Genomic DNA, 14,303 nt, shown 5'->3' on the forward strand with positions numbered 1-14,303 from the left:
GTCTCCGTCTCTGTCGGACTGTCATCCGTCTCTGTCGGACTGTCATCCGTCTATGTCGGACTGTCAGAGGCACGACGAAGGGCCGGCTGGTAACCGGCGTTTCGTGTCTCCGTTGTTGGGTCTGGGTGCTCGCTTGGTAGGCGAGCAGTGGAATTTTGGTGAGACGTCCGCCGGGTGTGGTGCCCCGTTGAGGCGGACTTCTCCGGATGTCGTAGGCAGCGCCCCGGTTGGTAACCGGGGCCCTACGTATTTATGCGGTCATCTCTAGAGCGGTCTCCTCCTGCGGTCCCGTGACGTGCGGGTCGAGCTCATCGATCAGTTCTTCAAACAGCATGCTGAGCGAGATCTCGCGCACAGCCGCGAGCCGCTCGTACCGCTCCTTGACGTGAGCCGGCACCTTGGTTTGCAGCGGCACTGTGCCGCCGGTCCCCTGTGACCGCTTGCGTCTCCCTGGTTTCCCAGCCATGGAGGAGATCATGGCGTATTAGCAAGATCTATGCATTCAGTTACGCGGCGTGTCGCCGAAGAACTTTTGACTTCCGCGAGATGTAGAAGGGGCGCCGTACTGGGTACGGCGCCCCTTCCCACGGCCACATGCAAATACTGCGCGCGGCCGGGTGGTGGTGGTGACCCCGGCCCCGGAGACGGCCCTCCGCTCCCGAACGTGTCCCCAGCCGCCAGGTCTCGTGACGCATGACCCCTTTGAGTGGGGCCGAGGCTGTGGTGGAGGAGTTCGAGGTCGGCGAATGGGAGCCGGCATAGCCGGCCGGGCTCTTCGCTCCTGCCTGCCACTCAGGCGAGGCAGAACTCGTTGCCCTCAACGTCCTGCATGACCACGACCGACTCGTTTACTTCATCGGCAGGCAGGAGCCGTACGCGTACCGCGCCGAGCTGGATCAGCCGCGAGCATTCGGCCTCAAGGGCCGCCAGGCGCTCCTCGCCCACCAGCCCGATCCCCACCCGCACGTCAAGGTGCAGCCGATTCTTGACGACCTTGCCTTCGGGAACACGCTGGAAGTACAACCGCGGGCCCGCGCCCGAGGGATCACTGCATGCGAACCATGAATCCCGCTGCTCAGGCGGCAGCGTGCGATTGAAATCGTCCCAGCTGGCAAACCCCTCCGGTGGCGGCGGCGCGACGTACCCCAACACCTCACACCAGAAACGAGCAACGCGCTCAGGTTCTGCACAGTCGAAAGTGACTTGAATCTGCCTCACTGATGCTCCCACGAACCAATCCTCCCATAGGCGGCCATACGTCCCGCGATCACAACTCAGAACGTCGGACGGACCATCCGTTCCGGCGGCAGCGCGGCTGGACCATCCCGGCGCCCGATGCCGGCGGGGTTGATCGCGAACACGGTGGCGGCGATGCTGTGGGCGTGGCGTACGTGTCCAGAGTGCCGCGACCGCCGCTGGACGGGCTGATCGACGACCTTTACTACCTGGAGGGTGCGCCGCCGTACGCCCGGCTGACGCTGCCGCCGATGCCGTCGGCGTTGCTCATCGTCAACCTCGGGGCGCCGTTCCGCATCCGCGCCGGCACCGACATCGAGACGGCCGAGTACGCCGACGGCTGCGTGGTCACCATGCCCACCCGCGCGTTGGAGTTCGGCTACCCACTCCGGACCCGGTCCGTCGGCGTGCACTTCAAGCCGTGGGAGATGGCGCCGTTCCTGCCGATGCCCGCGGCCGAGCTGTGTGACTGGCCTGTGACGGTAGAGCAGGTTTGAGGTCGGCCCGCCATTGCTGAGCTGCGAGACCGGCTGGCCACGGCGGACGGACCGCACGAGATGCTGACGCTGCTCGAGGAGGAGCTAATGCGACGGCTGTGCGAGACCGCCGGCCTGGGGCTGGTCCGCCACACGAGCAGTGTCATCGCGGCGACCAGCGGGGCGGTGGCGATCGGCGACCTGAGCGTGGCAGCCGGTGTCAGCAGCACTCATCTGGCACAGCGGTTCAAGGAGCTCATCGGCGTCACGCCGAAGCGGCTGGCCCGCACCTACCGCTTCGCCGCCACCGTGTTCGCGATCAACCCCGCCGGACCGATCGACTGGGGCGACCTCGCCGGTGGCGCAGGCTACTTCGACCAGGCCCACTTCGGCCACGAGTTCCGGGCGTTCACCGGGCTCACGCCGACCCGGTACGTCTAAGTCCGGCGGCGGTTCCTGCGCGAACATCCCGGCCACGCGCTGGACGGCTGGCCGCTGCCGGCCGATTGATTTCTTACAAGAGCGACAGTTCACGACACGTTAATTTGGGGGCACCCCAAAGCAGAGGAGAGCCCCGTGGGCAAGGTGGTCATGTACAGCTCGGTGTCGGTGGACGGCTTCGTCGCGGACGAGAATGACCAGCCCGGGCCGCTGTTCGACTGGTTGTCCAGCGGTGACGTCCCGTTGGACGAGAGCGGCGAGCTGAAGGTGTCGCAGACGTCCTACGACTACACCCGGACGTACTGGGACCAGATCGGAGTCACGATCGTCGGCCGCCACGTATTCGACCTGACGGACGGCTGGGACGGGAAGCCGCCGGGCGGCATCGATCACGTGGTCGTCGTGTCGCACCGGCCGATGCCCGAGGGCTGGGACCCCGAGGCGCCGTTTCACTTCATCGACGGCGTCGAGGCAGCCATGGCCAAGGCGCAGGAGCTTGCGGGTGACCGCATGGTCGAGGTCGCCGCTGGCGACGTCGGTGGCCAGGTGCTTGCCGCGGGCCTGATCGACGAGGTGCGCATGGACGTCGTACCCGTCGTGTTCGGGTCCGGCAAGCGCTACTTCGGGTCGGTCCACGCGCAGCACCTGTTGGAGGATCCTGACGTGGTGATTCAGGGCAACCGGGTGCTTCACCTGCGCTATCGGGTGCGCCGTTGACCGATCTGAGCGGGTACGCGAAGAAGTCCACTGCGAACGGTGACACAAGATCGGGCCTCCGGCTGCGCTTGCGCATCGCTGTCCCTGGTCGGGCAGCCGACGCCGATCCGGGATGCAGGGCTCATTGAGTCGGTGCAGGGTCGGGGCACGTTCGTCAAAGAGTCCGCAAGTGATGAGCTACCCGCGGGCGAAGGCGGCCAGCCGTAGCCCTGCCGAGCGCAGCGGTCAGCCTGCCCAGGTGATCGCGTACACGTGCACAACCTTGGCGGCGTCGTCGATCAGGTAGGAGGCCAGGCCGACCGCGCCGAACACCTGCTCGCGGTATCTGGGATCGTCGGGATCGGGGAAGCCGCGGTGGTGAGGGTCTGCGCCGATGATGAGCAGCTCGTCGACCAGGGCGCGAAACGCCTCAGCGGGAAGCCCCGGAATCTGTGAGGAAGCCGACGCGTGGAAGTTGACCGCGTAGTTCACGCGCTGCGGCTCGTGCGCTCGGCGACCAGCTCGGCCCATCCGGGAATGACATCCTCGGCGGGGGTGCCGGGCAGACCGGCCGCGACATCGGCGCGGGCCTGGTCGTAGCCGGGCTGGGAGTAGGTCAGCGAGCGCAGGTGCCAGAGGTTGAGCACCTCGGCGAGGTGCTTCCATCGCCACGTCTCGTGAGCCGCCGCGATCATCGCTTCCCGGTAGTCGGCGAGGAAACGGGCGCGGTAGCGCTCGGGTAGACGGGAGAGGATCTCGTCGGGATCGTGGCCGGCCCCGGCGCCGTGGGGCTCGATGGGCTGAGCTGACACGGTTGCCTCCCTGCCTCATGGTCATGTGCGCCTTTAGGGTACTCCGGGCCGGTTGCCCTGGTCGGTGTCCATGCCTCGGCGCCGAGACGGGCATCGAGGCGCAGCGCGACCGCGTGAGGCACGTCGGCCCGGCGCGTCCATCGGGCACCGCATAGGCAGACGACGGACCGGCCCCCGGTCGGCCCATCGTCGACCAGTGGCACTGCGACCTCGTGCGGGCACTCGTCCGGGATCACGAGGGCCGACCGTAGCCAGGTGCAGCGGTCGACGCGGGCCACGCGGCGTAATCGGCGGATTAGTCCGAGCGTGGGCCCGTCACCGGCCAAGGAATGCGTGGCAGGTGGGCTGTTGGAAGGGCTGGAACCCGCTGCAGGGGTCGGGGTCGTGGAGCCATGCCGGACCGGGCGGAAGGCCCCGAGATGTGGGCGGCTTGCGGCGACTACGCTCGGTCGGGCGCGGCCGCGGGGTGCGTGCCTCCCGGTGAGGGGCGGGCTCTAGCGTCGTCCGCCTCGTCTGTGGCTCGGCCAGTATCACCGGCTTGGCGAGCGGGCGGGCCACTGGCGGCTCGGCTGCCCGGGGTTTCGGCTTGGGGGTCCTCGCCGGCGACGGAGCGACGGCGGCAGGGGAGTGCTTGGCGGTCGGCGGCAGGATGCGGGGTCGGGCCTCGGCAAGTCTGGGGGCGGGGCTGGCTGCTGCCGCGCCGTGGCGCGCGGGCGGCGCAGGGCGGGCGTTGGCGAGGCTGATGCCCGCGGTCGTGCAGGCGAGGAAGCCGAGGACGAGTGCGGGCTTGGTCAGTCGGTCGCGCACCTCATACGGCAGGCGCCAGCGGGCGGCAGTGATGGGTGGTTGTGGGGTGCTGGCGATGCGCGCGAACTCGTCTGTGGCCACTTCGTCGGCGGGCCCGTCCGGGCCGAGGGGCTGCGCGGGATCGTGTTGCCTGGACTGGCCCGCGGCTCCGCCGTAGGGATGGCGGCCGCGTGGGGTCGTCGGGTGCTCGCCGTACTGCTGCATCTCGCCCTCCCCCGTGATCGGCTTGTCCCTACTGTGGCCGAGGGTGCCCGCCGTTGTGGCGTCTGAAAGGGACGGCTTACTGAGCTGTTATCGGCGGGGGCGGTCATATCTGGGCGAATTAGGGCAGGCGAGCCGGATCACGTAAGGCGAGCACCGAAGTGAGCGATCGCCCCGACCACGTGCGGCTGCCAGGCACCCCCGGCGATCGTCACGGCCTTGGCTGTCTGGGAGTCGGGTCGGGGACTGGTCGGCGTCGGTCGGCCGATCATTTTCTCCAGGGGGTGCGTTGGCTCCCGCGAAATGTTCCTATGGCGGTATGAGCGATGATCTCGGCAAGCGGGAGCACTGCTTATGAGCCAATCGGCCGGCCCCCGCAAAACTGACACGGATGAACCCCTGCTGATCAGGCTGCTCACCCTCTACGAGAGACTCCTGGGCCAGGTCGATCGCCGGTACGGCGTCGACAGCACTCGCGGCAAGACCGTGCTCATCTCCGTGATGGCCGCGGCGGTCCTGGCCTTCCTCGCCGTCGTGTTTGCCGCGCTGTGGGTGGTGATCGCGATCGGCAAAGCCCTCGTGGGCGCCGCCACGGGCGCCGCTGCCGGAGGGGTGGACGCGGCGACCTCCTCGCAGTTCATGGACGTCATCACCAAGCCGGTCCACGCCTACCTCACCGAGCACGCTGCGGGACTGCCCATCACCGCCGAGACGCTGTGGAAGGCGTGGGCGGTGGTCGGGGTGGTCCTGTGGCTGCTCGGCTGGTTCCGGTCCTGGGCTGTGCGCCTGGCCTGGACCTTGTACGGCGCGGGCACTGTGGCGATGGTCTACGCCGGAAGCCCCGCGGCCGGCCAGGCCCTGGCGGCGGGGGTGGCCGTGCTGGCGTGGGCGGTGGTATCGCTGCCGGTGTTCGCCGGGATCGGCCGCCGCCCCCACACGCTGATCAACCTGCCCGCGCCCGTCACATCGGGCGAGACCGCCGTCGCCCTGGTGCGTGAGCAGGTCGCCGGGGTGCGGAAGCGGCTCGACCAGCTGGAGGTGGCTTCCGACGAACTGGCGGCCCGCCGCTCGCCGGAGGAATGACCCTGCCAGGCTCGGCCGGTCTCAGGTGGCGGTCGAGTGGCTGGCCATTGGTCATGGGGTCGGCCGACCGCGCGTGCTGGCCGTCGTGCGCGGCGGCGGGCCGCCTTGATGTCGCAGGAAATTTATGTCGCAGGAAGTTTTCATTCGATATAAGATCATTTTTCATGAATCCTTTCTCGATGCGTCTCATCGCCGTCGGTGCCTTCGTGGCAATGGCCGCGGCGGCGACTCCCGCGTACGCCGCCGCGCCCGCCGGCGACCTCGTGGTCAACGGCTCGCTGGACAACGGAGTCAAGGGCTGGTGGGCCTCCAAGAACACCCCGATCAAGGTGACGGGCGGGCAGTTGTGCGCCCAGGTCCCCGCAGGTGGTGACAACATGTGGGCCGCGATGATCGGGCAGAGCGGCATCGCGGTCCAGGCTGGACAGACCTACCAGTTGAGCTTCGAGGCGACCGCCACGAAGACGACCAGGATCAGGTCGGTGGTCCAGGGCAGCGGCGAGAAGCCCGCCGCGATCGTGGACGGCTACCCCGAGGTCGGCGGCAGCCCGAAGAAGTTCACCTACGCGGCCACGGCCAAGGTGTCGGACTCGGAGGCCCAGGTGTTGTTCCAGGTGGGCGGCGCGGACGCGCCGTACACGCTGTGCCTGGACAATGTCTCCCTTGTGCCCGTGCACCAGAGCGTGGTGAACGGCTCGCTGGACAACGGAGTCAAGGGCTGGTGGGCCTCCAAGAACACCCCGATCACGGTGACGGGCGGGCGGTTGTGCGCCCAGGTCCCCGCGGGGGGTGACAACGTGTGGGCCTCGATGGTCGGGCAGAGCGGCATCGCCGTGGCGGCCGGGAAGACGTACCGGCTGAGCTTCAAGGCGTCGGCGACGCGGACGGCGAAGATCAGGTCGGTGGTCCAGGGCAGCGGTGAGACGCACACCGCGATCGTGGACGGCTACCCCGAGGTCGGCACCGGGTCCAGGACCTACGCCTACCAGAACACCGCCAAGACCTCGGACCGGGAGGCCCAGGTGTTGTTCCAGTTGGGCGGCGCGGACGCGCCGTACACGCTGTGCCTGGACGACATCCTGCTCACCGACTAGAACGCCGGGCGCAGCGGTCCGGCCGTCCTGGCGCAAGCCCCGGAGGGAGCGGGCCGCCCTTGAAGACGTAGAGAAAATTTGCATTCGATCTTGGCCCTCAGTCTCGGGCCGATTTTTGGAACCCCTCGCCGTCAGGCGGAGTCATGAGGCGAGGCCCCCGCGCTGACTTGGTGCGGGGGCCTCGCTGGTGGTGTGATCTGAGGCGGTGTCCGGGGCTGCTACGGGGACGGCAGATCGGCCGTCTTCATCCTCTTGACGACAGTGTGCGTACTCCCGCCGACCTACGCCGTGCTCGCCCGCGTGCACTTCTGTACCCCCCGCATCGGGTTGCGACCTGTCCGTGTACACCGATTTGCGTAGCCGAGGTCGCGCTCCTGGGCTGATGCCGGAGGATCCGCCGCATCCCATGATGGGCGGTTGTTGGATCAGCGCAGGAAAGGGAGCGCAACGTGAAAGCCGTGGTGATCGGGGGCGGGCTGGGCGGGCTGACCTGTGCGGCGGCCTTGCGCCCTGGGACGCATGGCGCTGCGGTCCAACCCCGCGCGGCCGTGGTGCTGCGGGATGCCGGGCTGTGGCTGGCCGGCCGCCGAGGCGGCGATTCCCTTCTCAGACACGGCGACGCGGTCCACGGCTGGCGGCCACCGAGCGTGCCTCAGCACCGCCCCACCACTAGACCTTGGAAAGCTCAATGATCCACCACAACCAGAGCCTGCCAGCCGCCGCCAAGCCGGCGCGAGCCCGCAAGGTCTGGCTGATGCTCATCGTCGCGGCTGGGTTCGGCGCCGTGCTCATCAGCCCCTACCTTGGGCTCGACAGCGGCTCCAGCAGGCTCGACGTCACCAGCGAGTGGTACTACTACCTGCTCGTCGTGCACGTCTTCACCGCGCTGGTCGCGCTCGTGCTCGGCCCGCTGCAGTTCATTCCCGCGATCCGGGCGCGCCGGCGGGTTCACCGGACGATCGGCCGCTGTTACCTCCTGGCGGGGGTGCTGCCCTCCGCGCTGGCCGCCGTACCGGTGGCGCTGCTGTCAGGCCGCGTCATCACCCAGATCGGCCTGACCATCCCCGCCGTCCTGTGGCTCATCACGGGCTGGCTCGCCGTCCGGGCCGCCCGCCGCCGCGACTTCGTCCGCCACCGGCACTGGATGATGCGCAACTACGCGCTCACCTTCCTCGCCGTCACCTCTCGCATCCTGGTGCCGCTCTTCCTGCTGGCCCAGATCCCGTTCAGCGGTACGGGGGGCGCGGGCTCGCTCGCCGCCGGCGCCCAGTCCATGATCCCGATCGGGCAGGCTCTCGGGTGGGTCGTCAACCTCATCGTGGCGGAGATCCTCATCCGGAGGTCCGGCCGACCGCCGTCCCCGTTGGAGAGTGTCGGGGCTTGATCGACAACGGAACGGTCAGTGGCGTTAGCGAGCCGACGCGACAGATACTCGACAGGCATGCCGAGGACCGTACGACCCGCTGACCAGGAAAAACGAGACCCGTCACCGAACCGGAATCAAGACCGGTCTTCTACCGCTAATTCCCGTTCCGATACTCCCCAAGGGCCATCACTGCCGGCTCCTCTCGTGGCCGGTGGCCGGTTCCGTCGCGGTGGTTTCGTCACGCATGGCGGCCAGTTCGGCAAGCGCGGCGCGAGCCCGGCCGAGATCAGGACCGGCGTCGGTGCGGGCGGTGATGGCGTCGGCGGCCCGCCTCGCGGATGTGGCGACCCGCTCGGCCAGGTGGTGCGCCGTGCTGGTGGCGGTCGTCGGCGTGCTGCGGATCCGGTAGGCGCGCTGGCGGCACGCCTGGGAGCAGAAGCGGGCCGGTCGGCCGGTGCCGGCGCGCTGTACCGGGCCTCCGCATCCCTCGCACTCCCCGGGCTCGGGGTCGGCCTGCGTCGCCGCCACCGGGGTTTCGTCACGCTCGGCCGGTGACGTATCGAGCCGCGCACGGCGCTCGATCTCCTCCCAGCGCGCATCGGCCACATAGATGCGCTCGCGCAGGTCGGCGGGGATGGCCTGCCACTCGGGCGAGGCGAGGAACTCCTGCGCGATCTCGGGGCGCATCCGGCGCAGGATGCGGGCCGCCACCATGTCGTAGTCCGGTTCTGCTGCCATCGTCGGCCCTGCTTTCGTCACGGAGATGCGTGACGAAACTCTAGCGATCGGCGTGCGCAGGCTCAAGGCACGCGAGAACCCGGATCCTTGCAATCTCTCTAGCTTCCAACATGCTGTTAAACGGGCTTTGTGCTGGGGAGAAACCGCAGGTGACGCAGCACGATCCGGCACATCAGCCGCCGCCCGCCTCGGCAGCCGTCCAGGCGTGGATCCACCAGGTCCTGCACCTGTCTGGAGCCTGCGCGAGCCTTCCGGCGCCTGAGGCGGAACCTCCGCCAGCCGCGGCGAAAGACCCGCCGTACCGGTCCGCCTGCCGCTGGTAGCTGCCTACATGTAGCGGCCCAACTGCACCACGAGGAACAGCACGATCGCGGCGATGGCGCCGACCTTGAACATCACCCTGACCCCGCCGAACGCTGTCTGACGCAGCCCGGGGATCGACGCGACCGTGTTCCGCCAGTTTCGCCACCGGTCCACCATCCGCTGGAAGGCCCTCCCCGCGATGAACAGGGCGAAGGCGATGGCGATGAACAGGATGACCCGGCTGTCTGCTGGCTCCACATCGGTCCTCCGTGGAGTGGGGGGCAGCTATGGCTACCCACGGTACGACCCTCGGGACGATTCGTCACAAGAGTTGGCGGTTCGCGTATGTCTGCCTGCCGACATGAAGCGGCCCGCCCCCTTCGAGGGGTCCCGGTAGTACGGGGGAAATTTCCAACGGATATGCCTGACCTCCACGGTGAACCATCCCCTTGGCTCGCCCCCTGGTCGCGGAAGATGTCGTGCGTCACCCGGGGTTCCAGGTCACTTGCGAGAAGCGCACTCCGCGAGTGATCGGGGCCCGACCTGCACATGACAACGGTCTCGAGGCACCTCGACCGCTACTGAGGCACGCCGAGCCGCCCTCTGGTCACGGCCACGGCCACGACCGCGAGCGCCGCCAGGCCCAGGGCCGCCGGCCAGGTGCTCATGACGGTCGTCCCCGCCAGGAAGAGCGCCCAGTTGACGCCGTTGTGCCCGAGGACGGCCACCGCCATGCTCCCCCGCGACCCGTTGACCAGCCACGCCAGCACGATCGACAGCGCGACCGTCAGCACCAGGTAGGCGACGAGCTGCCCGGCGTCGCTCCTCGCGGTGTCCCACTCGCGGGTCAGGAAGAGCGGCGCGTGCCAGAAGCAGTGGATCACCCCGAGCACCGACGCGGCGGCGAGCGGATGCAGCCGTCGCTGGAGCAGGGGCAGCGCTACGCCGCGCCAGCCGGGCTCCTCCTGGACCGGCCCGCCGATCAGGTAGACGACGTAGGTGACGGCCGCCGCCGCCCCGATCTGCACGGTGTACCCCACGGCGACCACGAAGGGGATCACCGCGAGAGCGAGGACGTACCAGCCAGGATGTGCGCGCCACCGCAGCAGCCGCCGCCACCCGGAAGGCCCCTCAACCACGCGGGTGACCACGATCGCCGCCGCGAACGGACCGGCGAACAGGCCGAGCTGGTTGACGCCCGCGATCGCCGGGAGCGAGAGCTCGTACGGCAGAAGCCCCACCCCGCTCTGCGACAGCCACCACGGACTCCAGCCGATCCAGGAGCCCAGGTAGGCCATGGCTAAGAAGGCGAGCAGCGGATCCCGCTTGATCATCGTTCTCCCCCGAGGTCGTCGAGCACGGATCGCCAGAAGGCGAGGTTGGCGCGCACGGTCGCTCTCCCCCAGGTGAGCACCCGCAGATGGCTCGGCTGGACGCCCCCGAGCCCGGGCTGTTCGAGGAAGCGCAACGTCCCGGAGAGCTCTTCGACCCGTCGGCGGGCGAGGGGTTCGATGAGCTCGGGGGCGGCGTCCATGAAGAAGAGCTTGAGCATCGCCGGGTCGCGGTGCTGCGACGCCTCGGCTGGCTCCCCGAGCCAGCGCACGAGCTCCTCGCGCCCGGTGTCGGTGACGGCGAACGTCCGCCGCCTGCGGCCGATCTCCTCCTGCGTCGCGGAGACCAGGCCGAGCGTGACCAGGCGCTGCGGCTCCGCGTAGAGCTGCGAGCGGTAGGCGACGACCAGGGCTACGGCGCCGCCGATGCCTCCCACCACGGCGAGGGAGATCTTGATGATCTCCAGCAGGTTGCCGGTGTCGAGGGTGAGCGTGGACGGCAGGCCGATCCAGGCCAGGCCCCCGGCCAGCAGTCCGCCGGCGAGAAGCGTGGCGGCGGCCAGGGTGAGGGCCAGGGCGGCGCCGATGTGCAGCAGCTTGACCGGCCGCGGCTCGGCGGCGCCGTCGGGGCGGGGTGCGCGGGGGAGACGCGGCATATCTCCCACGATGCCGGACTGGTGCGGTGGCTGGGAAGAAGATCGGAAGGCCGTTGGCAGATCGTGTTCCCGGGCCCCGGCAGGTCCCCGGAAGGCGGTTCACAAGGGCGCAGGGTCACTTGCGAGAATAGGGAGCGCGTATTTCACAAGTTGCCTGGTTACTGATCGGCGGCAAGTGCGGCGTAGGCCGTGCTGCGGGAGAGCTTCAGGATGCGGGCGGCCTCCGTGACGCTGACGCCTTCGTCGACGAGGCGGCGCAACGTCGCCAGCTCGGCACCGCTCCAGCTCCGGGCGCGTGGGCACCTCGGTGAACGTCCCGTACGCCTCGGCCTGCTCATCAGTCAGAAACTCCACCGGCACGAGGCGGACCGTAACCAGCACCGACGCCCGTCCGGCGAGCTTTCCGCGAACCCCGGCCGTGCCCGCACCCGGTGTGCCAGCCGACCAAGATCAATCTTGCCGGGATTTCCTGTACCTCAACTACTCACACCCGGCGTCCTGCTCGACTGGCGCGCGGGCCTACTCGCCGCGCTGGCCGTCGCCGTGGGCGACTGGGCCCACACCTACCAGCGGGGCAGCGGAGTCATGGTCGGTCAGGTTTGTACGAGGAGTGTCGGGAGTTCGCGCATGTCATCGAAGACTGTGGTGTTTGGTCCTTCGAGCCATTTCGCGGGTGTGAGTCCGCCGGCGTAGCCAAGAGCGCGCATGCCGGCTGCGCGGGCTGCCTGGATCCCGTATTTGCTGTCCTCGACGACGATGCAGACCGAGGGGTGGACGCCCATCTGCTTGGCGGCGTGCAGGAACAGGTCGGGGGCCGGTTTGCCGTGGGCGACCTCGCTGGCGCTGAAGATGCGGCCTTCGAAGTATGGGTAGATCCCGGTGTGGCCCAGGGTGTGGCGCATCGTGTCGTGGCTGCCGCCAGAGGCGACGCAGCTGGGAAGTGTGAGGGTGTCGAGGACTTCGAGGATGCCATCGACCGGGGTGAGTTCGGCATCGACGGCCGTGCGGTGCAGTTGCTCGAATCTCTCCTGCCAGAGTGCGGCCCGGCGCGGCCCTACTCGGGCGGTGATTTGTTCTCCGTTGGAGAGGGGCGACCGGCCGATGAACTTTTCGATTACCTCGGCTTCGGTCAGCGGCCAGCCCAGCTCGGCGCCCACGGCGACGTGGAGGCGCGCGGCAATGCGTTCGCTGTCGACGAGCACGCCGTCGCAGTCGAAAATGACGAGTTCAATCGGAGTGATCATCCGGAGAGCCTAATCCGATCACGGTGGTTCGCGGCGAGGGAAGGCGGCTGACCCTGGTGGCCCCAGGGGCGGCCTCGCGGAGCCGGCCCTCCGCTCCCGAACGTGTCCCCGGCCGCCAGGTAGGTCTGACGGCGCCATTGGATTCGCGTGATGGGTGTCGGGATTAGAAGGTTTCCCGACACCCCACCGAACCGGTCCGCGACCACCCGGAAAACCGGACACCGGGTGACGAAACACCGCCCCAGGCGGTCGAATTCGCGTCTGAATTGACGACAGGATTTCCCGACAGGTAAAAGGGGCTCCGACCTTCTCGAGGAGCACCTAGTGCGGATCGTCTACTCCCGCGTGTCCACCGCGACCCAGTCACTGCTGCGGCAGCGCCACATCCTCACCGAGGCCGGCCTCCTCGTCCGGACCGAAGGCGTCGCCGAAGGATTCCGCCCCGCCGAGGGCGTGCTGCTGTTCGAGGACCCGGCTACCACTTCCAAGATCCCCGCGCTGGAGCGGCCCGCGTTCGCCAAGGTCGCCGCCGCCGCGCACCCCGGGGACGTCCTGACAGTGTCGGAGCTGTTCCGGCTCTGCCGCGACCTGGTCGACATCCACGCCGTCCGCGACTGGTGCCAGGCCCGCGGCGTCGCCCTGCGCGTCCTGTCCGGACCGCTGTCGAACTTCCATGACCTGGCGGCCAACGACGCGACCACCGCCCTGCTCATCAACGTGATCACCGCCGTCGGGCAGTTCCAGCGCGACCTGCAGAACGAGCTCACCGCCGAAGGGATCGCCGCCGCCGAGGCCGAAGGGCGCTACCGCGGCCGGCCTCCCGCCCTCGACGGCGCCCGGCGCCAGGAAGCGCGGGCGGCGTTCCAGGATCAGGGCACGTCGATCGCGGCCCTCGCACGCACCCACGGAGTCAGCCGCGCCGCCGTACGGACCGCGCTCGCCGACCTGCTACCTCACCAGGCCCAGCCGGACCAGTAATCAGGCCGCCTCCATCGGAACGGCCAGCGGCGATAGCGCGTCCCCCGCGGGCTCGTTATCGCCACTGGCCGTTTAGCCCCCGAGGCCTTTCTCTGGATCGGGCCGAGTGATCGCCACGGGTGAGTTCGGCACTGCGCGTTGGTAGGCATGACAGTGGTCGGCCGCGGAGGCTGTGACTACCCACGCCAGGCCGGGCGGGTGACAGGCACCGCCGCCCGGCTGTGCCTGTCACCCGCCCGCGTCACCCAGGCGTTCGCGAGTGCCGAACTCGCGGACGGCGGTGGAGTCGAGCCCGTGGAGGAGCCGGGCAGGGTTCGCCACGGGCTCTTCCAGGAAGAGGTTCCGGGCGCGCCCGCCCTAGCGTGCATGAGACGGTGGGTGGCTCGCGGCGCTGCGGGTCAGCAGCCCGCAGCGTTGAGCAGGCCGATCTTGGAGTTGAAGCCGATGCCCGTGCAGTGGTAGGTGCCCGAGGGGATGGTGACCAGTCCCGGCCCAAGGCCCGAGCCGGAGCATTCGCCGCCGTGAATGACGTAACCGATCGAATCGGAAACGAAGGAGCGGGCGCCCTTGGCGCAGGTCCATTGCGCTTCATCTGCGAAGGCCGGGGCCGCGAAGGTCCCGGCCAGGACGACGGTGGTGGCGGCGACGGTGGCGATGCGTTTTGTAAGGGTGTTCATGGGGGCCCTTTCCGCGAAGCAGGTGCGGTCGCTGTTCCTACCCGGGTGTGTCGCCATCGAGCTGGCAGGAGTAGTTCAGATCTGGCCAATTTGCTCGGTCGGGGACAAGGTTGTGCGGCTCGCCGCCAAGTGCGTCGACACACCGTTGGGCGAACCAGATCACT

The 14,303-nt window shown here is 68.9% G+C and carries 16 protein-coding genes and 1 pseudogene; 6 read left to right on the forward strand and 11 right to left on the reverse strand.

Features of this window, described 5'->3' with window-relative positions; translation table 11 throughout:
• Positions 1-250: 250 nt before the first annotated feature.
• Positions 251-466 (reverse strand): hypothetical protein, encoded by a 216-nt coding sequence (locus ACQP1V_RS43375; RefSeq protein ID WP_387418253.1) that lies wholly within the window; start codon positions 464-466, stop codon positions 251-253.
• Positions 467-792: 326 nt separating this feature from the next.
• Positions 793-1,230 (reverse strand): VOC family protein, encoded by a 438-nt coding sequence (locus tag ACQP1V_RS43380; RefSeq protein ID WP_433426477.1) that lies wholly within the window; start codon positions 1,228-1,230, stop codon positions 793-795.
• Positions 1,231-1,400: 170 nt separating this feature from the next.
• Here ACQP1V_RS43380 and ACQP1V_RS43385 point away from each other — a divergent pair.
• Positions 1,401-2,222, forward strand: a pseudogene (locus ACQP1V_RS43385) (helix-turn-helix domain-containing protein).
• Positions 2,223-2,288: 66 nt separating this feature from the next.
• Entirely contained in the window at positions 2,289-2,870 is a 582-nt protein-coding gene (locus ACQP1V_RS43390; protein ID WP_433426479.1) for a dihydrofolate reductase family protein, read from the forward strand.
• A 225-nt stretch (positions 2,871-3,095) separates the two neighbouring features.
• On the opposite strand, the gene ACQP1V_RS43395 is transcribed toward ACQP1V_RS43390, so the two are convergent.
• A complete protein-coding gene (locus ACQP1V_RS43395) occupies positions 3,096-3,341 on the reverse strand; it encodes a hypothetical protein (RefSeq protein ID WP_433426482.1) in 246 nt (81 codons plus the stop codon).
• Positions 3,338-3,661: a DUF6247 family protein gene (locus ACQP1V_RS43400; protein WP_067143985.1), complete on the reverse strand. Its 324-nt coding sequence runs from the start codon at positions 3,659-3,661 to the stop codon at positions 3,338-3,340. Before ACQP1V_RS43400 ends, ACQP1V_RS43395 begins: the two co-directional genes overlap by 4 nt.
• 1,362 nt (positions 3,662-5,023) lie before the next feature.
• On the opposite strand from ACQP1V_RS43400, the gene ACQP1V_RS43405 reads away from it, so the two are divergent.
• The 3 genes from ACQP1V_RS43405 (at position 5,024) to ACQP1V_RS43415 (ending at position 8,230) form a co-directional block, all read left to right on the forward strand.
• Positions 5,024-5,752, forward strand: a complete 729-nt coding sequence (locus tag ACQP1V_RS43405) for a hypothetical protein (protein ID WP_433426485.1) — start codon at positions 5,024-5,026, stop codon at positions 5,750-5,752.
• 164 nt (positions 5,753-5,916) lie between these two features.
• Positions 5,917-6,846 (forward strand): carbohydrate binding domain-containing protein, encoded by a 930-nt coding sequence (locus tag ACQP1V_RS43410; protein WP_433426488.1) that lies wholly within the window; start codon positions 5,917-5,919, stop codon positions 6,844-6,846.
• 688 nt (positions 6,847-7,534) lie between these two features.
• Positions 7,535-8,230, forward strand: a complete 696-nt coding sequence (locus ACQP1V_RS43415; RefSeq protein WP_433426491.1) for a DUF2306 domain-containing protein — start codon at positions 7,535-7,537, stop codon at positions 8,228-8,230.
• A gap of 168 nt (positions 8,231-8,398) precedes the next feature.
• Here the strand turns inward: ACQP1V_RS43415 and ACQP1V_RS43420 are convergent, their stop codons facing one another.
• The 6 genes from ACQP1V_RS43420 to ACQP1V_RS43445 form a co-directional block, all read right to left on the reverse strand.
• Entirely contained in the window at positions 8,399-8,950 is a 552-nt protein-coding gene (locus ACQP1V_RS43420) for a hypothetical protein (RefSeq protein WP_433426494.1), read from the reverse strand.
• 327 nt (positions 8,951-9,277) lie between these two features.
• Positions 9,278-9,511, reverse strand: coding sequence for a hypothetical protein (locus ACQP1V_RS43425; RefSeq protein WP_433426495.1), 234 nt, complete (start codon positions 9,509-9,511; stop codon positions 9,278-9,280).
• A gap of 320 nt (positions 9,512-9,831) precedes the next feature.
• Entirely contained in the window at positions 9,832-10,587 is a 756-nt protein-coding gene (locus ACQP1V_RS43430) for a CPBP family intramembrane glutamic endopeptidase (RefSeq protein ID WP_433426498.1), read from the reverse strand.
• Positions 10,584-11,240 (reverse strand): PadR family transcriptional regulator, encoded by a 657-nt coding sequence (locus ACQP1V_RS43435; protein ID WP_433426500.1) that lies wholly within the window; start codon positions 11,238-11,240, stop codon positions 10,584-10,586. The genes ACQP1V_RS43430 and ACQP1V_RS43435 overlap by 4 nt, the downstream gene beginning before the upstream one ends.
• Positions 11,241-11,398: 158 nt before the next feature.
• Entirely contained in the window at positions 11,399-11,500 is a 102-nt protein-coding gene (locus tag ACQP1V_RS43440) for a helix-turn-helix domain-containing protein (RefSeq protein ID WP_433426510.1), read from the reverse strand.
• Between the two features lie 333 nt (positions 11,501-11,833).
• Entirely contained in the window at positions 11,834-12,484 is a 651-nt protein-coding gene (locus ACQP1V_RS43445) for an HAD family hydrolase (RefSeq protein WP_433426503.1), read from the reverse strand.
• A gap of 324 nt (positions 12,485-12,808) precedes the next feature.
• Here ACQP1V_RS43445 and ACQP1V_RS43450 point away from each other — a divergent pair, with 324 nt between their 5' ends.
• The gene (locus tag ACQP1V_RS43450) at positions 12,809-13,462 is read left to right on the forward strand and encodes a recombinase family protein (RefSeq protein ID WP_433426504.1); all 654 of its coding nucleotides are present in this window, start codon (positions 12,809-12,811) and stop codon (positions 13,460-13,462) included.
• A gap of 398 nt (positions 13,463-13,860) precedes the next feature.
• Here the strand turns inward: ACQP1V_RS43450 and ACQP1V_RS43455 are convergent, their stop codons facing one another.
• Positions 13,861-14,139 carry a hypothetical protein gene (locus tag ACQP1V_RS43455; RefSeq protein WP_433426506.1) on the reverse strand — a complete coding sequence of 93 codons (279 nt, stop codon included), beginning with the start codon at positions 14,137-14,139 and terminating at the stop codon, positions 13,861-13,863.
• Positions 14,140-14,303: the final 164 nt, after the last annotated feature.

It is taken from the genome of Microtetraspora malaysiensis (assembly GCF_050947145.1).
In the GTDB taxonomy this organism is placed as follows: Bacteria; Actinomycetota; Actinomycetes; order Streptosporangiales; family Streptosporangiaceae; genus Microtetraspora_A; species Microtetraspora_A malaysiensis.

Bases quoted from the DNA above. Each gene is read 5' to 3' on its own strand.
- ACQP1V_RS43455 (WP_433426506.1), bottom strand. From the start codon at position 14,139: ATGAACACCCTTACAAAACGCATCGCCACCGTCGCCGCCACCACCGTC.
- ACQP1V_RS43420 (WP_433426494.1), bottom strand. From the start codon at position 8,950: ATGGCAGCAGAACCGGACTACGACATGGTGGCGGCCCGCATCCTGCGC.
- ACQP1V_RS43405 (WP_433426485.1), top strand. From the start codon at position 5,024: ATGAGCCAATCGGCCGGCCCCCGCAAAACTGACACGGATGAACCCCTG.
- ACQP1V_RS43410 (WP_433426488.1), top strand. From the start codon at position 5,917: ATGAATCCTTTCTCGATGCGTCTCATCGCCGTCGGTGCCTTCGTGGCA.
- ACQP1V_RS43435 (WP_433426500.1), bottom strand. From the start codon at position 11,240: ATGCCGCGTCTCCCCCGCGCACCCCGCCCCGACGGCGCCGCCGAGCCG.
- ACQP1V_RS43430 (WP_433426498.1), bottom strand. From the start codon at position 10,587: ATGATCAAGCGGGATCCGCTGCTCGCCTTCTTAGCCATGGCCTACCTG.
- ACQP1V_RS43375 (WP_387418253.1), bottom strand. From the start codon at position 466: ATGGCTGGGAAACCAGGGAGACGCAAGCGGTCACAGGGGACCGGCGGC.
- ACQP1V_RS43445 (WP_433426503.1), bottom strand. From the start codon at position 12,484: ATGATCACTCCGATTGAACTCGTCATTTTCGACTGCGACGGCGTGCTC.
- ACQP1V_RS43415 (WP_433426491.1), top strand. From the start codon at position 7,535: ATGATCCACCACAACCAGAGCCTGCCAGCCGCCGCCAAGCCGGCGCGA.